Here is an 18155-nt window from a genome sequence, read left to right on the forward strand (position 1 = left end):
TCGTAACAACCCCTGCAAAGGCTCTTGTGCAGCGCAACAAAGCGTTGCAACATCGGCTTGGCTATCAGGACATGACGGAGCGGTATGGCAGGGGCAGGCGCTTTCGACGAAATCCGGGGGACACCGGGCGATCCGACAGGACGGCCCGAATTCGCGCGACTTTCGGAATGGATAGAAAACACACCCGCCGCCGAACTCGATCGTCGGCAAAAAGCCGCCGAGGCCGCGTTCCGCCAGCTGGGGATTACCTTTGCCGTCTATGGAGAAGAGGAGTCCGCCGAGCGGATCATTCCCTTCGACATCGTTCCCCGCGTCTTCACCGCCCGCGAATGGTCCAACCTCTCGGAGGGACTGGTCCAGCGGGTTGAGGCGATCAACGCCTTCCTCGCCGACGTGTATGGGGATCGCAAGATCCTGAAGGACAAGATAATACCCGAGGAGCTGATCCTCGCCAATCCACAGTTCCGGCCGATGCTCGCCGGCGCGCGTCCGCCGCATGGCGTGTTCGCGCATATCTGCGGCATCGATCTGGTGCGCACCGGCCCCGACGAGTTCTGGGTGCTGGAGGATAATGCGCGTACCCCGTCAGGCGTTTCCTATATGCTCGAAAATCGCGAGGCGATGCTGCGACTGTGCCCCGAGCTGTTCCAGCAATATGACGTCCGCCCGATCGACAGCTATCCCGACGCGCTGCTCGAAACGCTGCAGTCGGTGTCGCCGCGCGTGCAGGGCGCCGGCGCGGTCTGCGTGCTGCTGACGCCGGGCCATTTCAACTCGGCGTTCTACGAGCACAGTTTCCTGGCGGATTCGATGGGTATCGAACTGGTCGAGGCGGCCGATCTCGAAGTCGACGACGACAAGGTCTGGATGCGGACGATCGAAGGCCGCGTCCAGGTCGACGTGATCTATCGTCGCATCGACGATGACTATCTCGATCCGCTGGTGTTCAAGCCCGATTCGCTGCTCGGCGTGCCCGGGATCGTGGCCGCCTATATGGCCGGCAATGTCGCGCTGGTGAACGCGCCGGGAACGGGCATCGCCGACGACAAGGCGATCTACAGTTACATGCCGGAGATCGTGAAATATTATTCCGGCGGCAATGCGAAGCTGCCCAATGTGGAGACCTATCGCTGCCGCGAGCCGGGCGCGCTCCAATATACGCTCGACAATCTCGACAAGCTGGTAGTGAAGCTCGTCGACGGATCGGGCGGATATGGCATGCTGGTCGGCCCGACCGCGACCAAGGCGCAGATCGAGGAGTTCCGCCTCGCCCTGAAGGCGGAGCCGGAGCGCTACATCGCGCAGCCGACGCTGGCGCTGTCGACCGTTCCCACGCTGTGCGACAAGGGAGTCGCCCCCCGCCATGTCGATTTTCGTCCGTTCGTGCTGTCCGGCGCGAAGGGCGTGACGATCACCCCGGGAGGCCTGACCCGCGTCGCGCTGCGCGAAGGATCGCTCGTCGTCAATTCGAGCCAGGGCGGCGGCACCAAGGACAGCCTGATCCTGGCGCCCGGACGGGAGGACGTAGCCTGATGCTCTCCCGCACCGCCAGTTCGCTGTTCTGGATCGGCCGCTATGTCGAGCGCGCCGAGTTCACCGCACGGCTGATCGAAGCCACGATACGGCTCGACGCCCTCTCCCCCCGCCCCGCTGGCCAGGCTGCCTGGGACAGCGCCCTGCTCGTCGCCGCCGCAGACTATGATTTCGGGCTGACAGGCGAAACCCGGTCGCCGGTCGCGATCAGCCGCTATCTGACATTGTCCGCCTCCAATCCTAATTCGATCCGCTCCTGCCTCGACTCGGCGCGCAGCAATGCCAAGTCGGTGCGCACCGCGCTAAGCCGTGACGCCTGGGAAGCCATCAATCGCGCTTGGCTGGGCCTGCGTGGTCGCGCCTCGACCGGCGGGAGCCAGTCGACGCTTACCCTGGTCGAACAGATCCGCGCCGAGACCCGCGGCTTTGAAGGGGCCCTGCACCGAATGCTGCGCAACGAGGCCTACAGCTTCATTGGTCTGGGCGCTGCGGTGGAGCGCGCCGACAACACCGCACGGCTGATCGACGTCAAATATCATCTGCTGCTGCCCGAGGGCGAGAAGGTCGGCGGCCCCATCGACCGGGACCAGTGGACGACGATCCTTCACACCGTCTCCGCGGTCACCGCCTATCGTTGGCTCTATAGCGAAGGACTGAAGCCCTGGCTGGTCGCCGAGCTGCTCAGCCTCAAGCCGGAGCTACCGCGCTCGCTGATCGCATCGTCGGAGGAAGCGGTCATGCACCTCAATGCCATCGGCAAACGCACCGGCCTCCAGGGCGAAGCCGACCGCCTCGCCCGGCTGCGCCACAACGCGCTGGAACGCACCACGATCGATGCGATCTTTGCGCAGGGTTTGCATGAATGGCTCACGGCGTTCATCTATGAGAACACCCGCATCCATCAGGCGATCGGGCAGCAATTCCGGTTCGGCTGATGCGGCTATTGATCCACCATCAGACAGAATATCGCTTTACCGAGCCGCAGGCTCGCGTCGTCCAGATGCTGCGCCTGACGCCATCCAGCCATATCGGCCAGAACGTCGCCGACTGGCGGATCGACGTCGACTGCGACGCCCGGCTCAAGCACCTTACCGACGGCTTCGGCAATGTCGTTTCGATGCTCTATCTGGCCGGACCGGTCGAGCGCATCGGGCTGAGGGTCACCGGCGAAGTGCGGACCGAGGACCGCGCCGGCGTAGTGTCCGGTGCGATCGAGTCGCTGCCGCCGGCGGTATATACCCGACCGACCGAGCTCACGGCCGCGGATGACGTGATCCGAGCACTCGCCGAAGAAAACTGGTCAGAGCCCGGCGACGAACTCGGCCGCGCCCACGCGCTCAATACCGCCGTGCACGAACTGGTCCGCGGTACCCCCGAGCGCAGCCCCATAGTCCGGTCCGCATCGGAGATCATTGCCGCGGGCTCGGGCTGCAGCATGGACATGGCGCATGTCCTCGTCACCGCGGCCCGTAGCGCCGGCTTCGCCGCGCGTTTCGTCACTGGCTACATCTATCGCGACGATCCGGATCATGGCCACCGCCAGGCGCCGCATTTCTGGGCTGAGCTCGATGTGCCCGGATATAGCTGGATAGGCTTCGATCCGATCAACGACCAGTGTCCGGACGACCGCTATGTCCGCGTCGCCAAGGGCCTGGATTTCCGCGATGCCGCACCGATTTCCGGAGCGCGCGTCGGCGGCGGGCACGAGGTGCTCAACGTCGGCGTCGATGTGACGCTGTCGCAGGGCCAGTCGCAATCCTGATGCCATGGACGGCCGGTCCATTGCAGCCTATCTGGGCCGGACATTGGCTGGAAATGATCGCGACATGAAGCTGGTTCGAGGGCTCTGGAAACTACTGGTCGGTATCAAGGACGGGCTCGTCCTGATCGCGATGCTGATCTTCTTCGCCTTCCTGTTCATGGCGTTGTCGATCAAGCCCAACAGCGTTGTGCCCAGCTCGGGCGCACTGGTCCTGGACCTGTCGGGCACGCTGGTCGAGCAGCCGGCCGAGACCGACACGCTGAGTCTGCTGTCAGGCAACCGCAGCCTGATCCGCGAGACCCGGCTGCGCGACCTCGAACGCGCGCTGCAGACCGCCTCGACCTCGACGAGCATCAAGGCCGTCGTGCTCGATCTCGATACCTTCCTTGGCGGCGAACAGGCCGCGATCGCGAGCGCGGGGCGGGCCATCGACAGGGCGCGGGCGGCAGGGAAGCCCGTCTATGCCTATGCCACCGGCTACAATGACGATGGCTATCAGCTGGCATCGCATGCGACCGAGGTCTGGCTGAATCCGCTGGGTGGGGTTCTCCTGTCAGGGCCGGGCGGATCGCGGCTCTACTATAAGGGGTTGATGGACAAGCTCGGCATCACCGCCAAGATCTACCGGGTCGGGGCGTTCAAGTCTGCGGTAGAGCCCTTCATGCGCAACGACCAGTCGCCTGAGGCGCGCGACGCCAATCAGGCGTTGGCCAATGCGCTCTGGGCGAGCTGGCAGGCCGATGTCGCCACGGCGCGGCCGAAGGCGAAGCTCGCGCCCTATCTCGCCCGCCCCGACGCGATGATCGCCGCCGCCGGCGGGCAGATGTCGCAGGCGGCGCTCAGGGCCGGCCTGGTCGACAAGCTGGGCGATCGAAACGCCTTCAACTCGCGGGTCGCGGCGGTCGCGGGCGACGCCAGCGATGGCGGCATCAACGACTTCAAGGCCATTCCCCTCGATCGCTGGGTGGCCTCGCACGGCGAAAAATCGAGCGGCACGCCGATCGGCGTGCTGACCGTTGCCGGAGAGATCGTGGATGGCGAGGCTTCGCCCGGATCGGCGGGGGGAACCACCATTTCCAACCTGCTGCTCGACGAACTTGCCCGCAAGCGGATCAAGGCGCTGGTCGTCAGGGTCGATTCGCCCGGCGGCTCGGTGATGGCATCCGAACAGATCCGCTCGGCGATACTCCAGGCCAAGGGGCTGGGCCTGCCGGTGGTGGTGTCGATGGGCGGCGTCGCGGCGAGCGGCGGCTACTGGATTTCTACCCCGGCCGATCGGATCATCGCCGACCCGTCGACGGTGACCGGGTCGATCGGCGTGTTCGGCATCCTGCCGACGTTCGAAGGATCGCTGGCCAAGCTCGGCCTCTCCGCCGACGGCGTCAAGACAACGCCGCTATCGGGCGAACCCGATCTCTATCGCGGCACCTCCCCGATGTTTGATGCAATGATGCAGGGCTCGATCAACGACATCTACCGGCGCTTCACCGGTCTGGTGGCGCAGTCGCGCAATCTGCCGATCGAGCGGGTTCGCGAAATTGCGGAAGGCCGCGTCTGGGCCGGCAGCACCGCACGGCAGATCGGTCTGGTCGACCGCTTCGGCAGCGTTGACGACGCTATCGCCGAAGCCGCCAGGCTGGCCAAGATCGATCCCGGTTCGGCTCGCCCGCTGTATATAGAGAAACCCCTGTCGCCTTGGCGGCAGATGATCAAGTCGCTGGTCGAACCCGATCAGCAGGACGGCGATGCGGCGCAGGCGCGCGGCCCGTGGGGATCTGCCGCCGGACGGCCGGATCGCATCATGGTGCACGCGCTGGCCGAGGCGCAGCGCATTCTGACGGGGCCCGCGATCCAGGTGCGCTGTCTCGAATGCACTGGCGGCGAGACCCCGCCCCGCTCCGACGACATCAGCGCCGCCCGCGCCCTGTTGGCATGGGCCACACGCTGAAGGTTCGTCCTGCAATGCGCGCCGACGCGGCGGCGATCGCCGCGATCTACGGCCATTATGTCCGCAACTCGATGATTACCTTCGAGGTCGATCCGCCCGATTCGGAGGAATTGGCCGCGCGGATGGATCACATCCTGCCGGAATATCCGTTCCTGGTAGCCGAGCAGGAAGACGTGGTGGCCGGCTATGCTTACGCCGCCAAGTTATATGAACGCGCCGCCTATCGCTGGACCGCGGAAGCGACCGTCTATGTCGCTCGCGGCCACCATCGCCGTGGCATTGGTGCGGCGCTCTACCGCACCCTTATCGCCGCTCTCGGCGAACAGGGGTTTCAGGCGGTGGTCGGCAAGATCACCCTGCCTAATGCCGCCAGTGTGCGGCTGCACGAATCCTTCGGATTCGTCCGCTGCGGCATATTGTCGAAGGTCGGGTACAAACTGGGCAGCTGGTATGATGTCGGCCTCTACCAGCTCGATCTGGGGACACGGCCGGCAAGGCCGCTGGAGACTCGTCCATTTGCGTGACGGAGGTCAGGAAAAACGGCTGGTGCAGATCTTCATCACCTCGGCCGGCGCGCCGAGCTTCGTCATCTGCACCAGCGCCGCTTCCTTGAGCGCCTGCGTCTTCACATAGCTGCCGGCACCGCGCGCCTTGAGGGCGCTACCGATCGGGCCGTCCAATTGACGCTTCATCTTCTGGAAGGCGGCGAAGCGCTCCTGCGCCGTGGGATCGCTGGTGGTCACCGTCTTCACAAGGAAATCGCCCATCGAGTAGCAGCCCAGCTCGGCATCGAACCGGCCCTTCGGCAGCGCGATGCCATCGGTCTTCTTGACGACCGGATAAGCCTGATCGCAGGGGGCGACCAGATCCTGCCACTTGCCGTTGGTGATGTCGGCTTCGACCTCGCCCATCCGGTTGACGACCGCCGAGGCCCGCTTGGCCGAGAAATTGTTGCCCTCCGAACCGGCGATCATCGCGTAATGGATGATTCGGGTCTGCGCATCGAAGTCCAGATCGCCCTTCGCCTCGGGCGCCTTCGCGCGGGAATCGGCGGCGCTCACCACCGCACAGGTCGCGGCCCGGTCGATCGGATCGCTTGGGAGCGCAAGCTGCTTGGGCCCACAGGAAGCAAGCATCAACGCTGCCGCCGACACCGCCGGAATCTTGCCCAACACCCAGCTACGCATCTTCACATCCTCAACTTCAGTGCACGACTCTACGTTTCGCCGCCGTCAGGGTTCCCATGCGGAACGAAGATGTCGCCACGGTGAACGGCGGCTCCGATCACGTCGATCAGTCGCGATATCCGGGCAGGGCGAGACCACGCACGATCGCGAGCGCGCGCAGCACGAAACCCGCTGCGGCGGCGATCGCCGCGGCAGTCAGCAGCGGCACGCCGAGCATCGTCAGCAGCACGAACAAGCCGGCCGCCAGCGCCGCCGCGGTGACGTAGAGTTCGGGGCGGAGCAGGATCGAAGGCTCGCCGGCCAGCACGTCGCGGATGATCCCACCCATGCAGGCGGTGATCACGCCCATGGCCGCTGCGCCCAGCGGCGGGAGCCCGAAGGCAAGCGCCTTCCACGATCCGAACACCGCATAGGCGGCCAGCCCCAACCCGTCGAACCAGTCGATGGCCTTGACCGGCCAGATCCGCTGCGGCGTCACCCACACCGCGAGAGCGGCCAGCAGGCACACTGCCAGCGCGCGATTGTCATGGATCCAGAACACCGGCGCGCCGATCAGCAGGTCGCGAAGCGTTCCGCCGCCGGTGCCGGTTACCGCTGCGAAGAAGGTGAAGGTGACGATGGTCTGCCTCCGCCGCGCCGCCGCCAGCGCGCCACTGATCGCGAAGATGGCGATCCCGGCGATGTCGAGCCAGGGCAGCACGGAACGCGCCATCATGAGATCGGGAAGAAGCACGGCCCGCCCTTACGCAAAACAACCCCTGCTTGAAAGGCAGAGAGCAAACCAACACTATACCGCATGTCCGAATCCGCTTCGATTCAGATCCGTCCGGTGCGTCATGACGACGTCGACGCGATGATGGCACTGGCGGGCGGAGCCGGCCCCGGCTTCACCAATCTGCCGCCCGATCGCGAGGCGATGGCCGACCGCATCGCCCGCAGCATCGCGCTGCTCGATGGCGCCAATCTGGGCGGAGCGATCATCCTGGGGCTGGAGTTGGAGGGCCGCGTGCGGGGCTGCGGCATGGTCTTTCCCCGCCTCGGAACCGACTGGCCCTTCTACAGCTATCGGATCAGCTATACGACGCAGCGCTCGAGCATCGACGGCCGGATGGTACGCTTCCCGGTTCTCACTCTGAACAACGACCTCGAGGATTGCGCCGAGGTCGGCGGGCTGATCGTCGATCCGGCGCTGCGCCAGGGCGGCTATGGCCGGATGATAGCGCGGAGCCGATATCTGTTCATCGGCCGCCACCGGGCGATGTTCGGCAAGCGGGTGATCGCCGATCTCAGGGGCTGGCTTGACGAGGGCCGCTCGCCTTTTTGGGATGCCGTTGGCGGCCGCTTCTATGCGATGAGCTTCGCCGAAGCCGATCATATCAGCGGCACGACCGGCAACCAGTTCATCGCCGATCTCGGCCCGCGTGCGCCGATCTACGTCAACATGCTGTCGCAGGAGGCGCAGGCAGCGATCGGCAAGGTGCACGACGATGGCCGGTCGGCGCGAAGCCTGCTGATCGAGGAGGGATTCCGTGATGAAGGCTATGTAGATATCTTCGATGCCGGCCCTACGCTCGTCGCCACGATCGACGACCTCCGCGCGCTCCGCGATCTGCGCCACGCCATGTTCGCGGGCGGCAGCGACGCCGATGTCTTGCGTGACCATTTGATCACCACCGGCACTGGCGCCGCATTTCGCTGCACCGTCGGGTCTGTCGAGGCATCCGGCGGACAGGCTGTCACCGACAGGAGGAGCGCGGCAAGCCTTGGCCTGTCGGCCGGCAATGGCTTCAGCTATCTGGCGCTATGACAATCGAGATCAATTTTGACGGGCTGATTGGCCCCACGCACAACTACACCGGCCTCTCGGACGGCAACATCGCCAGCGCCAGCAACGCGGGCGCGGTGTCGCAGCCCCGCACTGCAGCGCTGCAGGGGCTCGCCAAGATGAAGCGGCTGATGGACCGCGGCCTGTTCCAGGGTTTCATCCCCCCGCCCCGCCGCCCGGCCGTCGCGGCCTTGCGCACGCTCGGCTTCACGGGCGACGACAAGACCATATTGGCGCGCGCCGCGGCGGACGACCCCGTACTGTTCATCAACGCCTGCTCGGCATCGGCGATGTGGGCGGCCAATGCTGCGACGGTGATTGCGGCACCAGACAGCGCCGATGGTCGGGTTCACCTGGTCACTGCCAATCTCGCTACGATGCTGCACCGGAGCCTCGAGGCGCCGGACACCTACCGGATGCTACGCCGCATCTTTCCCGACGAGCGCCATTTCTCCGTCCACCCGGCGCTGCCGGCGACGCAGCATTTCAGCGACGAAGGTGCAGCGAACCACATGCGGCTGACGGAGCGTCACGCCGCAGCAGGGCTCAATGTGTTTGTCCATGGCACGGCGCGCGGTAGTCGCTTCCCCGAACGGCAGGCCCGGCGGGCCGGCGAGGCAGTCGCCCGGATCACGGGCATAGAGGGCTTTCACACGCTGCAATCGCAAGCCGCGATCGAAGCCGGCGCCTTCCACAACGATGTCATGGCCGTCGCAAACGAGCATGTCCTGCTCGCACATGCTGCAGCATTCGAGGATCGCGACGGGCTTTTCGCCGCAGCGGAACGGGCAGTGCCCGGCTTCACCCCGGTCGAGGTCGACAACATCGGCCTCGGCGATGCGATCAGCTCCTATCTGTTCAATTCGCAGCTCGTCACCCTGCCCGAAGGCGGGATGGCGCTGATCCTGCCGGGAGAAGCTCAGGCCAATGCTCGCGTTTGGCAAGCGGTCGAGGCGATCCGCGCCGGGAACAATCCGATCGACGAGGCTATCGTCGTCGATGTGCGCGAGAGCATGCGCAATGGCGGCGGCCCTGCCTGCCTGCGCCTGCGCGTTCCGATGAGCGCTGACGCGCGCCTCAGCGTCGACGAGCGCTTCCTGCTTGACGAGCGGCGCTGGACCGCGCTGTGCGAACTGGTCGAGCGCCATTGGCCGGCGCGGATCGCGGCGGCCGATCTGGCCGATCCGGATCTTTGGGATCAGGCCAATGCCGCGCATGATGCGCTCGATGCGCTGCTGCGCGCGATTTGAACTTCCGGAACGGATATCGCACAAGACGGTGATGGGTTCCCATCTCCAGACTGCAGTCCAGGCACGCTGATGCTGGTCGTCCGCCCCGCCGGCCCGTCGGATCTCGACGCCCTGATGGAACTGGCCATCCTCTCGGGCCGCGGCTTCACCAGCCTGCCGGAGGACGAGCAGACACTGCTCAACCGGCTGACGCTGTCGGAGGGCAGCTTCACCGGCGCGATCCCGCCGCGCGAGGCGTGGTACACGCTGATGCTCGAGGATCTGGAGACCGGCCGGATCGAGGGGGTGTGCGGCGTGCGCGCGGCCGTCGGCGTAGCGCGCCCCCATTTCTCCTTTCGGGTGATGACGCTGGCGCAATTCTCCTCGGCGATCGGCACCCGCTTCGATCACCAGGCGCTGGTGCTGGTCAACGAATGCGCAGGCTGGACCGAGGTCGGCTCGCTCTATCTCCGCCCGGAGCGGCGCTCGGGGGGCGCCGGCAGCCTGCTCGCCCGCTCGCGCTACATGCTGATCGGCGTCGACAGGACGCGCTTCTCGGAAACGGTGATGGCCGAGTTGCGCGGCTATTTCTCGCCCGACGGCACCTGCCCTTTCTGGGAAGGTGTCGCGAGCAAGTTCTTCCATCTTCCGTTCGACGAGGCCGACCACATGGTGATGTCGACCGACGGACAGTTCATCCTCGATCTTGCCCCGCGCCACCCGATCTACGTCGAATTGATTGCGGAATCGGCCCAGGCAGCGATCGGAAAGGTCCATGTCGAGGGCGAGGCAGCCCGGGCGATGCTCGAACACGAAGGGTTTCGGGGGTCCGGACTAGTGGATATTTTCGACGGCGGCCCCACCTATTCCGTGCCGCGGGATAGTATCAAGACGATCGAGCGGACGATGGCCTTGCCGGTCGTGATCGGCAATCCGGTCGAAGCGCCGGAGAGGCTGGTTTCGACCCTGTCGGTCCCCGGCTTTCGCGCCACGCGGGCGAAGGTGCGGATCGAGGGCGGAACGGCGATGCTCGATGCGGCAGCCATCGATGCCATGCGGCTGAAGGACGGCGATCTGGTGAGGGTAAGGCAATGATGCGCTCGATCGACCCCGCGACAGGGCTGACGATATGGGAAGGCGAGGAAACCGCCCCCGAAGCGATTCCGGCCATCGTCGCGCGCGCCCGCACCGCGCATCCCGCCTGGGCAGGGCTGACGACCGAAGCCCGCATCGCCATCCTCCGGCATTATGCCGACACGCTGAAGGCCCGCACCGACGATATCGCGCGCGACATCGCCCGGGAAACGGGAAAGCCGCTGTGGGAAAGCCGGGCCGAGCTCGGCTCGATGATCGCCAAGGTGGCCGTCTCCGTCGCTGCGCAGGCGGAGCGCGCCGGCACACGCAGCGCGGACACGGCCTTCGGCCGGGCAGTGCTGCGCCACAAGCCGCATGGCGTGATGGCGGTGCTCGGACCCTATAATTTTCCGGGCCATCTGCCGAACGGGCATATCGTGCCCGCGCTTCTGGCGGGCAACACGGTCGTGTTCAAACCCTCCGAGGAGACCCCGCTGACCGGCCAGCACATGGCGCGGGCGCTGCATGATGCCGGGGTGCCCGAGCATGTCTTCCAGCTCGTCCAGGGCGGCCGCGATCAGGGCGCGGCACTGATCGACGCGGACATCGACGGGTTACTTTTCACCGGTTCGGCCTCCACCGGCGCGCACTTCCGCCGGGTGATGGTCGAGCGGCCGCATGTGATCCTCGCGCTCGAGCTTGGCGGCAACAACCCACTGATCGCCTGGGGCAACCCCGACGCCTCCGCAGCGGCGATCGTGCAGTCGGCGTTCGTCACCACCGGCCAGCGCTGCTCCTGCGCGCGGCGGCTGATCGTGCCCGAGGGTGTGGAGGGCAATGCGATCATTGAGGCGGTCCACACGCTTGCGACCCGATTGAGAATCGGGGCGTGGGACGATGTGGAGGAACCCTATATGGGTCCGCTGATCTCGCCCCGCGCGGCGCAGAACGGGCTCGATGCGGCCGCGGCACTCAAGGCGCAGGGTGCGAAGCCCCTCCTCCCGTTCGAACGGCTGGAGCGTAGCGAGGCTTTCGCCACCCCGGCGATCTACGACGTGACCGGCATCCACGTTCCCGATGCGGAAATCTTCGCGCCGATCCTCCAGGTGATCCGCGTGCCCGATTTCGACGCCGCCATCGCCGCCGCCAATGCCACCAGCTTCGGCCTGTCGGCAGGCCTGCTCGCCGATGATCCGGCGCTATGGCAGCGCTTTCTCACCCAATCGCGTGCCGGAATCGTCAACTGGAACAGGCCGACGACGGGCGCGGCGGCGAACATGCCGTTCGGGGGGCTGGGCAAGTCCGGCAACCACCGGCCGAGCGCTTATTATGCCGCCGACTACTGCGCCTATCCGGTCGCGAGCTTCGAAGCGGATACCATCGCGGACATGTCCGCAGAACTGACGGGACGTCTGCTGTGATCGACCGGCACCGCGCCGCTCTGGATGCCGCCGCGGCGGCGCCCATGCTGGCGCAGGTGCGGCGATGGAGCGCGGTCAACAGCGAGTCGCGCAACCTCGACGGGCTGGCGACTATCGCGAGCCTGCTGGCGGACGCCTTCTCGATGTTGCCCGGCGAGGTACTGTTGCGCGATGCCGCGCGGGGAGAGGAGGTCGACCGGACCGGCCAGCTGCAGCTGCTCACCTTCGGCCAGAACCTGCATGTCCGCGTTCGCCCGTTAGCGCCGGTGCAGCTGCTCCTCACCGGCCATATGGATACCGTTTATCCGGTCGACCACCCTTTCCAGACGCTGACCGATTTCGACGGCGGCACAGTGCTCAACGGCCCCGGCGTCGCGGACATGAAAGGCGGAATCGCGCTGATGCTGGCGGCATTGCACGCGATCGAGTCCTCACCGCTCGGAGGGCGGATCGGCTACGAGGTCATCGTCAATTCCGACGAGGAGATCGGCTCGCCCGGCTCCGCCGCGCTGATCGCTCAGGCGGCCCGCGGCAAGCTCGCCGCGCTGACCTACGAACCCTCAGCGCTGCCCGATGGCACGCTGGCGGGCGCCCGGCCCGGCAGCGGCAATTTCTCGATCATCTTCACCGGGCGTTCCGCCCATGCCGGCCGCAATCCCGAAGATGGTCGGAATGCCATCGTTGCCGCCGGCGATCTCGCGCTACGCCTGTCCCGCGCGCGCCGCGCCGGGCTGTCGATCAACCCCGCGCGCATCGATGGCGGCGGCCCCAACAATGTCGTGCCCGACCGGGCAATATTGCGCGTCAACCTCCGCCCCGCTTTGCCCGCGGACCAGCGCGCGGCGCAGGCACTGCTCGACGAGCTGGCGCGGACCATCGCTGCCGAACATGGCGTGTCGGCGCATGTCCATGGCGGCTTCGGCCGTCCCCCCAAGCCCATCGACGAAAAGGCGGCGCGGCTGTTCGCGCTGGTCGAGGACAGCGCCGCGCTGCTTGGCCGGCCGATCGGCCACACGGCGACCGGGGGCGTCTGCGACGGCAACAACATCGCCGCTTGCGGCGTGCCGGTGGTGGACACGATGGGCCCTCGCGGCGGGGCAATCCATTCGCCGGACGAATATCTGATCGTGGAAAGCCTGGCCGAACGGGCGCAGCTTTCGACGCTGGTGATGCTGAGGCTGGCGGAGCAGGGATCTGGATAGCCCGCCGAGAGGGCGAAGTTTTCCCACCCCTTCGCCAGTGGGCACCCGCCCCGCCCGCTCTTGTAGCTTAATCTGACGCTATCGCCCGCAAAGGGCGAATGAAAGCGCCCTGCCGCAGTGCAACATCGCTGTTGCACCGCCTATCCGCTGCGATACACTCGCCGCAGTTCCAAGGGTCCCCGGGGGAGTCGCGACGATGAGCAGCACCAGCAGCGCAGCCCTGCCGAAGCCCGCGCAGCGAACCTCCGATCCCTCCACGCTTGCCGAAGAAATCGTCGAACGGCTGACCTACCGGATCGGCAAGAATGCCGCCGCGGCCAGGAGCCACGACTGGCTGGCGGCCAGCATCCTGGTGATCCGCGACCGCATCATCGACCGCTGGATCGAAAGCACTCAGGACACCTACGAAGCCGGCGACAAGCGGGTCTATTATCTCAGCCTCGAATTCCTGATTGGCCGGCTGATGCGCGACGCCGTGTCCAACCTCGGTCTTATGGACGAGATGCGCGAGGCGCTCGCGCTGCTCGGCGTCGACATCGACATCATTCGCGAGCTCGAACCGGACGCCGCGCTGGGCAATGGCGGCCTAGGTCGCCTCGCCGCCTGCTTCATGGAGTCGATGGCTTCGGTCGACATCCCCGCTTATGGCTATGGCATCCGCTATGTGAACGGCATGTTCCGCCAGGAGATATCCGAAGGCTGGCAGGTCGAGCTACCCGAAACCTGGCTCGCCCATGGCAACAACTGGGAATTCGAACGGCGCGAGGCGAGCTACGAAATCGGCTTCGGCGGCGTGGTCGATCTCGCCGCGGCCGATGGGAGCGGCGATCATGCCCGGCTGTGGAAACCGCACGACCGCTTCATCGCTACCGCCTATGACACGCCGGTGGTCGGCTGGCGCGGCGCCCGGGTCAACACGCTACGGCTGTGGACGGCGCAGCCGATCGATCCGATTCTGCTCGATGCGTTCAACGCCGGCGATCACTTCGGCGCGCTCAAGGAGAGCAACAAGGCCGAGGCGCTAACCCGCGTCCTCTATCCCGCCGATTCCAATGCCGCCGGCCAGGAACTGCGCCTGCGCCAGGAATATTTCTTCTCCTCGGCCTCGCTGCAGGACATCGTCCGCCGGCATGTCCAGTATTTCGGTGACATCCGCACTCTGCCCGACAAGGCGGCGATCCAGCTCAACGATACCCATCCGGCGGTGTCGGTCGCCGAGCTGATGCGGATCCTGATCGATCTTCACGGCATCGACTTCGACGAAGCCTGGGACATCACCCGCGCCACCTTCGGCTACACCAACCATACCCTGCTGCCAGAGGCGCTGGAAAGCTGGCCGGTGCCGCTGTTCGAACAGCTGCTGCCACGACACATGCAGCTGGTCTACGCGATCAACGCCAAGCTGCTGATCGAGGCGCGCCGCGAGCATGGCTTCGACGACGCCGGGATCAGCGCGATCTCGCTGATCGACGAAGGCGGCGATCGGCGGGTGCGGATGGGCAACCTCGCCTTCGCCGGATCGCACAGCGTCAACGGCGTATCGGCGCTGCATACCGAGCTGATGAAGGAGACGGTGTTCGCCGATTTCCACCGGCTCTACCCTGATCGCATCAACAACAAGACCAACGGCATCACGCCGCGCCGCTGGCTGATGCAGTGCAACCCCGAGCTGACCCTGCTGATCCGCGAGGCGATCGGCGACCGCTTCCTCGACGATACCGAGGCATTACAGGCACTTGCGAAGTTCGCCGGGGACAGCGCTTTCCAGGAAAAGTTCGCGGCAGTGAAGCGCGCTAAGAAGGTGGTGCTGTCGAACCTGCTGCGCGATCGCATGGGCCTCAAGGTCGACCCCACGGCCTTGTTCGATACCCAGATCAAGCGCATCCACGAATATAAGCGCCAGCTGCTCAACATCATCGAGGCGGTGGCACTGTACGACCAGATCCGCTCGCATCCCGAGCGCGACTGGGTGCCGCGGGTCAAGCTGTTCGGCGGCAAGGCGGCGCCGAGCTATCACAACGCGAAGCTGATCATAAAGCTGGCCAATGACGTGGCGCGGGTCGTCAATCATGATCCGGCCGTGCAGGGACTGCTGAAGATCGCCTTCCTGCCCAACTACAATGTCTCGATGGCCGAGATCATGATGCCCGCCTGCGACCTGTCCGAGCAGATCTCGACGGCGGGCATGGAAGCGTCGGGCACCGGCAACATGAAGTTCGGGCTGAATGGCGCGCTCACCATCGGCACGCTCGATGGCGCCAATGTCGAGATGCGCGATCATGTCGGAGCTGACAATATCATTATCTTCGGCCTGACCGCGGCCGAGGTGGGACAGGCCCGCGCCGAGGGCCACAACCCCCGTCAGATCATCGAACAGTCGCGCGAACTCAGTCAGGCGCTCCAGGCGATCTCGGGCGGCGTCTTCTCGCCCGACGACCGCGACCGCTACAAGGCACTGATAGCGGGCCTGTACGAGCATGACTGGTTCATGGTGGCCGCCGACTTCGACAGCTATCACGCCGCCCAGCGCAACGTCGACCAGCTGTGGATTGATCGCGAGGACTGGAATGCCAAGGCGATCCGCAACGTCGCCGGCATGGGGTGGTTCTCATCGGATCGCACTATCCGGCAATATGCCTCTGAAATCTGGGGCGTTCTCTGATACCATCTCCTGATCGTCACCCCGGCGGAGGCCGGGGTCTCAGGAGGCAAGGGTGCGCGCAATTCTCCCGAGATCCCGGCCTCCGCCGGGATGACGAACAAGCAGACGAGGCATATATCGAACGGCCTGCCCGAATGAGTCGAGAGGGCTCGTGACAGAGCTCCCGAACAGCGAAACCTCAGCCCTCATCGCGGGACAGCATGGCGACCCCTTCGCCGCGCTCGGCGTACACGCGACGGACAAGGGCCTGATCGCCCGCGCCTTCATCCCAGGCGCCGAAACTATCGAGGCGCTGACGCTCGCCGGCAAACCCGCGGGCAGGCTCGCGATGATCGACAAGGCCGGGCTGTTCGAAGGCCGGCTCTCAATCCGCAAATCGCAGCCGCTGCGCTATCGCGCTGCCAATGCGGCGGGCGAATGGATCGTCGCCGATCCCTACAGCTTCGGCCCGGTGCTCGGGCCCATGGACGACTATTACATCGCCGAGGGCTCGCACCTGCGGCTGTTCGACAAGATGGGCGCGCACAAGATCAGCCATGAGGGCGCCCATGGCGTCCACTTCGCGGTCTGGGCTCCCAATGCGAAGCGCGTCTCAGTGGTCGGTCTTTTCAACGAGTGGGACGGCCGCCGCCATCTGATGCGGCTGCGGCGCGATACCGGCATCTGGGAGATCTTTGTTCCCGACATCGGCGAAGACGAGCCCTACAAGTTCGAGATCGTCGGGCCCGAGGGCACGCTGCTGCCGCTCAAGGCCGACCCCTTCGCGTTCCGCTCCGAACTGCGCCCGGCCACCGCATCGATCACCACCGCCCCCCTCGCGCACCGCTGGGGGGACGAGGCGCATCGCGATTTCTGGGCCAAGGCCGATGTCCGCCGTCAGCCGATCTCGATCTATGAGGTCCACGCCGGCTCCTGGCAGCGCGACGGCAAGGGCGATTTCCTGTCCTGGGATGAGATGGCGGACCGGCTGATCCCCTATGTCGTCGAGATGGGCTTCACCCATATCGAGTTCCTGCCGATTACCGAATTTCCCTATGATCCGAGCTGGGGCTATCAGACCACCGGCCTCTACGCCCCGACGGCGCGCTTCGGCTCGCCGGAAGGGTTCGCCCGTTTCGTCGAAGGTGCGCACCACGCCGGCATCGGCGTAATCCTCGACTGGGTGCCGGCGCACTTCCCCACCGACGAGCACGGCCTGGCGCGGTTCGACGGCACTGCGCTCTACGAGCATGCCGATCCGCGCAAGGGCTTCCACCCCGACTGGAACACCGCGATCTATAATTTCGGGCGGCGCGAAGTGTTGGCATATCTCGTCAACAACGCCTTGTTCTGGGCCGAGAAATACCATCTCGACGGTCTGCGCGTCGATGCCGTCGCCTCGATGCTGTACCTCGATTATTCGCGCAAGGCGGGCGAATGGCTGCCCAACAGCGAGGGCGGACGCGAAAATCTCGAAGCGGTCGAGTTCCTCCGCCGCATGAACAAGGAGCTCTACGGCCACCATCCCGGCGTGATGACGATCGCCGAGGAATCGACCAGCTGGCCCAAGGTTTCTCACCCTGTCCATGAGGGCGGCCTGGGCTTTGGCTTCAAATGGAATATGGGCTTCATGCACGATACGCTGCGCTACATGGCGCGCGAGCCGGTGTACCGCCGCCATCATCACGACGACATCACCTTCGGCCTGCTCTACGCCTTCGACGAGAATTTCGTGCTGCCGCTCAGCCATGACGAGGTCGTCCACGGCAAGGGCTCGCTGCTCAACAAGATGGCGGGCGATGACTGGCAGAAATTCGCGAACCTGCGGGCCTATTACGCGTTGATGTGGGGTTATCCGGGAAAGAAGCTGTTGTTCATGGGCCAGGAATTCGCGCAGCGCGCCGAATGGAGCGAGGAGCGCGCGCTCGACTGGCAGCTGCTCGACGCACCAGCCCATGCCGGGGTGAGCCGGCTCGTCCGTGATCTCAACCAAGTCTATCGCGACCGCCCTGCCCTACATGCCCGCGACTGCGAGCCGGAAGGCTTCCGCTGGACCGTGGTCGACGATGCCGCCAACTCGGTGTTCGCCTGGGAGCGCCACGCCCCAGGCCAGGCGCCGATCGCCGTGATCTCGAACATGACGCCGGTGCCGCGCCACGGCTATGGACTTCGCCTGTCGCGCGGCGGAGACTGGCACGAGATCATCAACAGCGACGCCGCAATCTATGGTGGGGGCAACATGGGCAATGGCGGGTGTATCACCGCGAGCGACGATGGATATGCCAGCATAACATTGCCGCCGCTCTCGACATTGATGATCGAGGCAGCGTGAT

General features: G+C 65.7%; 14 protein-coding genes. 12 read left to right on the forward strand and 2 right to left on the reverse strand.

Annotation, left to right across the window (positions count from 1 at the left end; genetic code table 11):
* Nucleotides 1-84: 84 nt before the first annotated feature.
* From AAC645_RS16680 to AAC645_RS16700, 5 genes are all read left to right on the forward strand, one after another.
* Nucleotides 85-1533 carry a circularly permuted type 2 ATP-grasp protein gene (locus tag AAC645_RS16680; RefSeq protein ID WP_340317643.1) on the forward strand — a complete coding sequence of 483 codons (1449 nt, stop codon included), beginning with the start codon at nt 85-87 and terminating at the stop codon, nt 1531-1533.
* Nucleotides 1533-2468, forward strand: a complete 936-nt coding sequence (locus AAC645_RS16685) for an alpha-E domain-containing protein (protein WP_340317645.1) — start codon at nt 1533-1535, stop codon at nt 2466-2468. Before AAC645_RS16680 ends, AAC645_RS16685 begins: the two co-directional genes overlap by 1 nt.
* Nucleotides 2468-3295: a transglutaminase family protein gene (locus AAC645_RS16690; protein ID WP_340317647.1), complete on the forward strand. Its 828-nt coding sequence runs from the start codon at nt 2468-2470 to the stop codon at nt 3293-3295. The genes AAC645_RS16685 and AAC645_RS16690 overlap by 1 nt, the downstream gene beginning before the upstream one ends.
* 64 nt (nt 3296-3359) lie before the next feature.
* Nucleotides 3360-5243, forward strand: coding sequence for a signal peptide peptidase SppA (gene sppA / locus AAC645_RS16695; protein ID WP_422785851.1), 1884 nt, complete (start codon nt 3360-3362; stop codon nt 5241-5243).
* A gap of 14 nt (nt 5244-5257) precedes the next feature.
* A complete protein-coding gene (locus tag AAC645_RS16700; protein ID WP_340317651.1) occupies nt 5258-5767 on the forward strand; it encodes a GNAT family N-acetyltransferase in 510 nt (169 codons plus the stop codon).
* Nucleotides 5768-5773: 6 nt separating this feature from the next.
* Here AAC645_RS16700 and AAC645_RS16705 read toward each other — a convergent pair whose 3' ends face one another.
* A complete protein-coding gene (locus tag AAC645_RS16705; RefSeq protein WP_340317653.1) occupies nt 5774-6430 on the reverse strand; it encodes a hypothetical protein in 657 nt (218 codons plus the stop codon).
* A 106-nt stretch (nt 6431-6536) separates the two neighbouring features.
* Complete coding sequence (locus tag AAC645_RS16710) at nt 6537-7145, reverse strand: trimeric intracellular cation channel family protein (RefSeq protein WP_422785852.1); 609 nt, start codon at nt 7143-7145, stop codon at nt 6537-6539.
* A gap of 81 nt (nt 7146-7226) precedes the next feature.
* Here AAC645_RS16710 and AAC645_RS16715 point away from each other — a divergent pair, with 81 nt between their 5' ends.
* From AAC645_RS16715 to glgB, 7 genes are all read left to right on the forward strand, one after another.
* Nucleotides 7227-8237, forward strand: a complete 1011-nt coding sequence (locus AAC645_RS16715) for an arginine N-succinyltransferase (protein ID WP_340317654.1) — start codon at nt 7227-7229, stop codon at nt 8235-8237.
* Entirely contained in the window at nt 8234-9505 is a 1272-nt protein-coding gene (locus AAC645_RS16720) for an N-succinylarginine dihydrolase (RefSeq protein ID WP_340317655.1), read from the forward strand. The genes AAC645_RS16715 and AAC645_RS16720 overlap by 4 nt, the downstream gene beginning before the upstream one ends.
* Before the next feature lie 69 nt (nt 9506-9574).
* On the forward strand, nt 9575-10579 hold the full coding sequence (locus AAC645_RS16725) for an arginine N-succinyltransferase (RefSeq protein ID WP_340317657.1): 1005 nt from the start codon (nt 9575-9577) through the stop codon (nt 10577-10579).
* Nucleotides 10576-11979 carry a succinylglutamate-semialdehyde dehydrogenase gene (gene astD / locus AAC645_RS16730; RefSeq protein WP_340317659.1) on the forward strand — a complete coding sequence of 468 codons (1404 nt, stop codon included), beginning with the start codon at nt 10576-10578 and terminating at the stop codon, nt 11977-11979. Before AAC645_RS16725 ends, astD begins: the two co-directional genes overlap by 4 nt.
* A complete protein-coding gene (locus AAC645_RS16735) occupies nt 11976-13181 on the forward strand; it encodes a hydrolase (protein WP_340317661.1) in 1206 nt (401 codons plus the stop codon). Before astD ends, AAC645_RS16735 begins: the two co-directional genes overlap by 4 nt.
* A gap of 196 nt (nt 13182-13377) precedes the next feature.
* Complete coding sequence (locus tag AAC645_RS16740) at nt 13378-15843, forward strand: glycogen/starch/alpha-glucan phosphorylase (RefSeq protein ID WP_340317663.1); 2466 nt, start codon at nt 13378-13380, stop codon at nt 15841-15843.
* A 151-nt stretch (nt 15844-15994) separates the two neighbouring features.
* Entirely contained in the window at nt 15995-18154 is a 2160-nt protein-coding gene (glgB, locus tag AAC645_RS16745; RefSeq protein WP_340317665.1) for a 1,4-alpha-glucan branching protein GlgB, read from the forward strand.
* The last annotated feature ends 1 nt before the right edge of the window (nt 18155 follow it).

This window comes from Rhizorhabdus argentea, assembly GCF_037861105.1.
Lineage (GTDB): Bacteria > Pseudomonadota > Alphaproteobacteria > Sphingomonadales > Sphingomonadaceae > Rhizorhabdus > Rhizorhabdus argentea.

What these genes read in the sequence shown, in the direction of transcription:
- sppA (WP_422785851.1), top strand. Translation starts at nt 3,360, where the DNA reads ATGAAGCTGGTTCGAGGGCTCTGGAAACTACTGGTCGGTATCAAGGAC.
- AAC645_RS16690 (WP_340317647.1), top strand. Translation starts at nt 2,468, where the DNA reads ATGCGGCTATTGATCCACCATCAGACAGAATATCGCTTTACCGAGCCG.
- AAC645_RS16685 (WP_340317645.1), top strand. Translation starts at nt 1,533, where the DNA reads ATGCTCTCCCGCACCGCCAGTTCGCTGTTCTGGATCGGCCGCTATGTC.
- AAC645_RS16725 (WP_340317657.1), top strand. Translation starts at nt 9,575, where the DNA reads ATGCTGGTCGTCCGCCCCGCCGGCCCGTCGGATCTCGACGCCCTGATG.
- AAC645_RS16720 (WP_340317655.1), top strand. Translation starts at nt 8,234, where the DNA reads ATGACAATCGAGATCAATTTTGACGGGCTGATTGGCCCCACGCACAAC.
- astD (WP_340317659.1), top strand. Translation starts at nt 10,576, where the DNA reads ATGATGCGCTCGATCGACCCCGCGACAGGGCTGACGATATGGGAAGGC.
- AAC645_RS16740 (WP_340317663.1), top strand. Translation starts at nt 13,378, where the DNA reads ATGAGCAGCACCAGCAGCGCAGCCCTGCCGAAGCCCGCGCAGCGAACC.
- AAC645_RS16715 (WP_340317654.1), top strand. Translation starts at nt 7,227, where the DNA reads ATGTCCGAATCCGCTTCGATTCAGATCCGTCCGGTGCGTCATGACGAC.
- AAC645_RS16680 (WP_340317643.1), top strand. Translation starts at nt 85, where the DNA reads ATGGCAGGGGCAGGCGCTTTCGACGAAATCCGGGGGACACCGGGCGAT.
- AAC645_RS16705 (WP_340317653.1), bottom strand. Translation starts at nt 6,430, where the DNA reads ATGCGTAGCTGGGTGTTGGGCAAGATTCCGGCGGTGTCGGCGGCAGCG.
- AAC645_RS16700 (WP_340317651.1), top strand. Translation starts at nt 5,258, where the DNA reads ATGCGCGCCGACGCGGCGGCGATCGCCGCGATCTACGGCCATTATGTC.
- AAC645_RS16710 (WP_422785852.1), bottom strand. Translation starts at nt 7,145, where the DNA reads ATGATGGCGCGTTCCGTGCTGCCCTGGCTCGACATCGCCGGGATCGCC.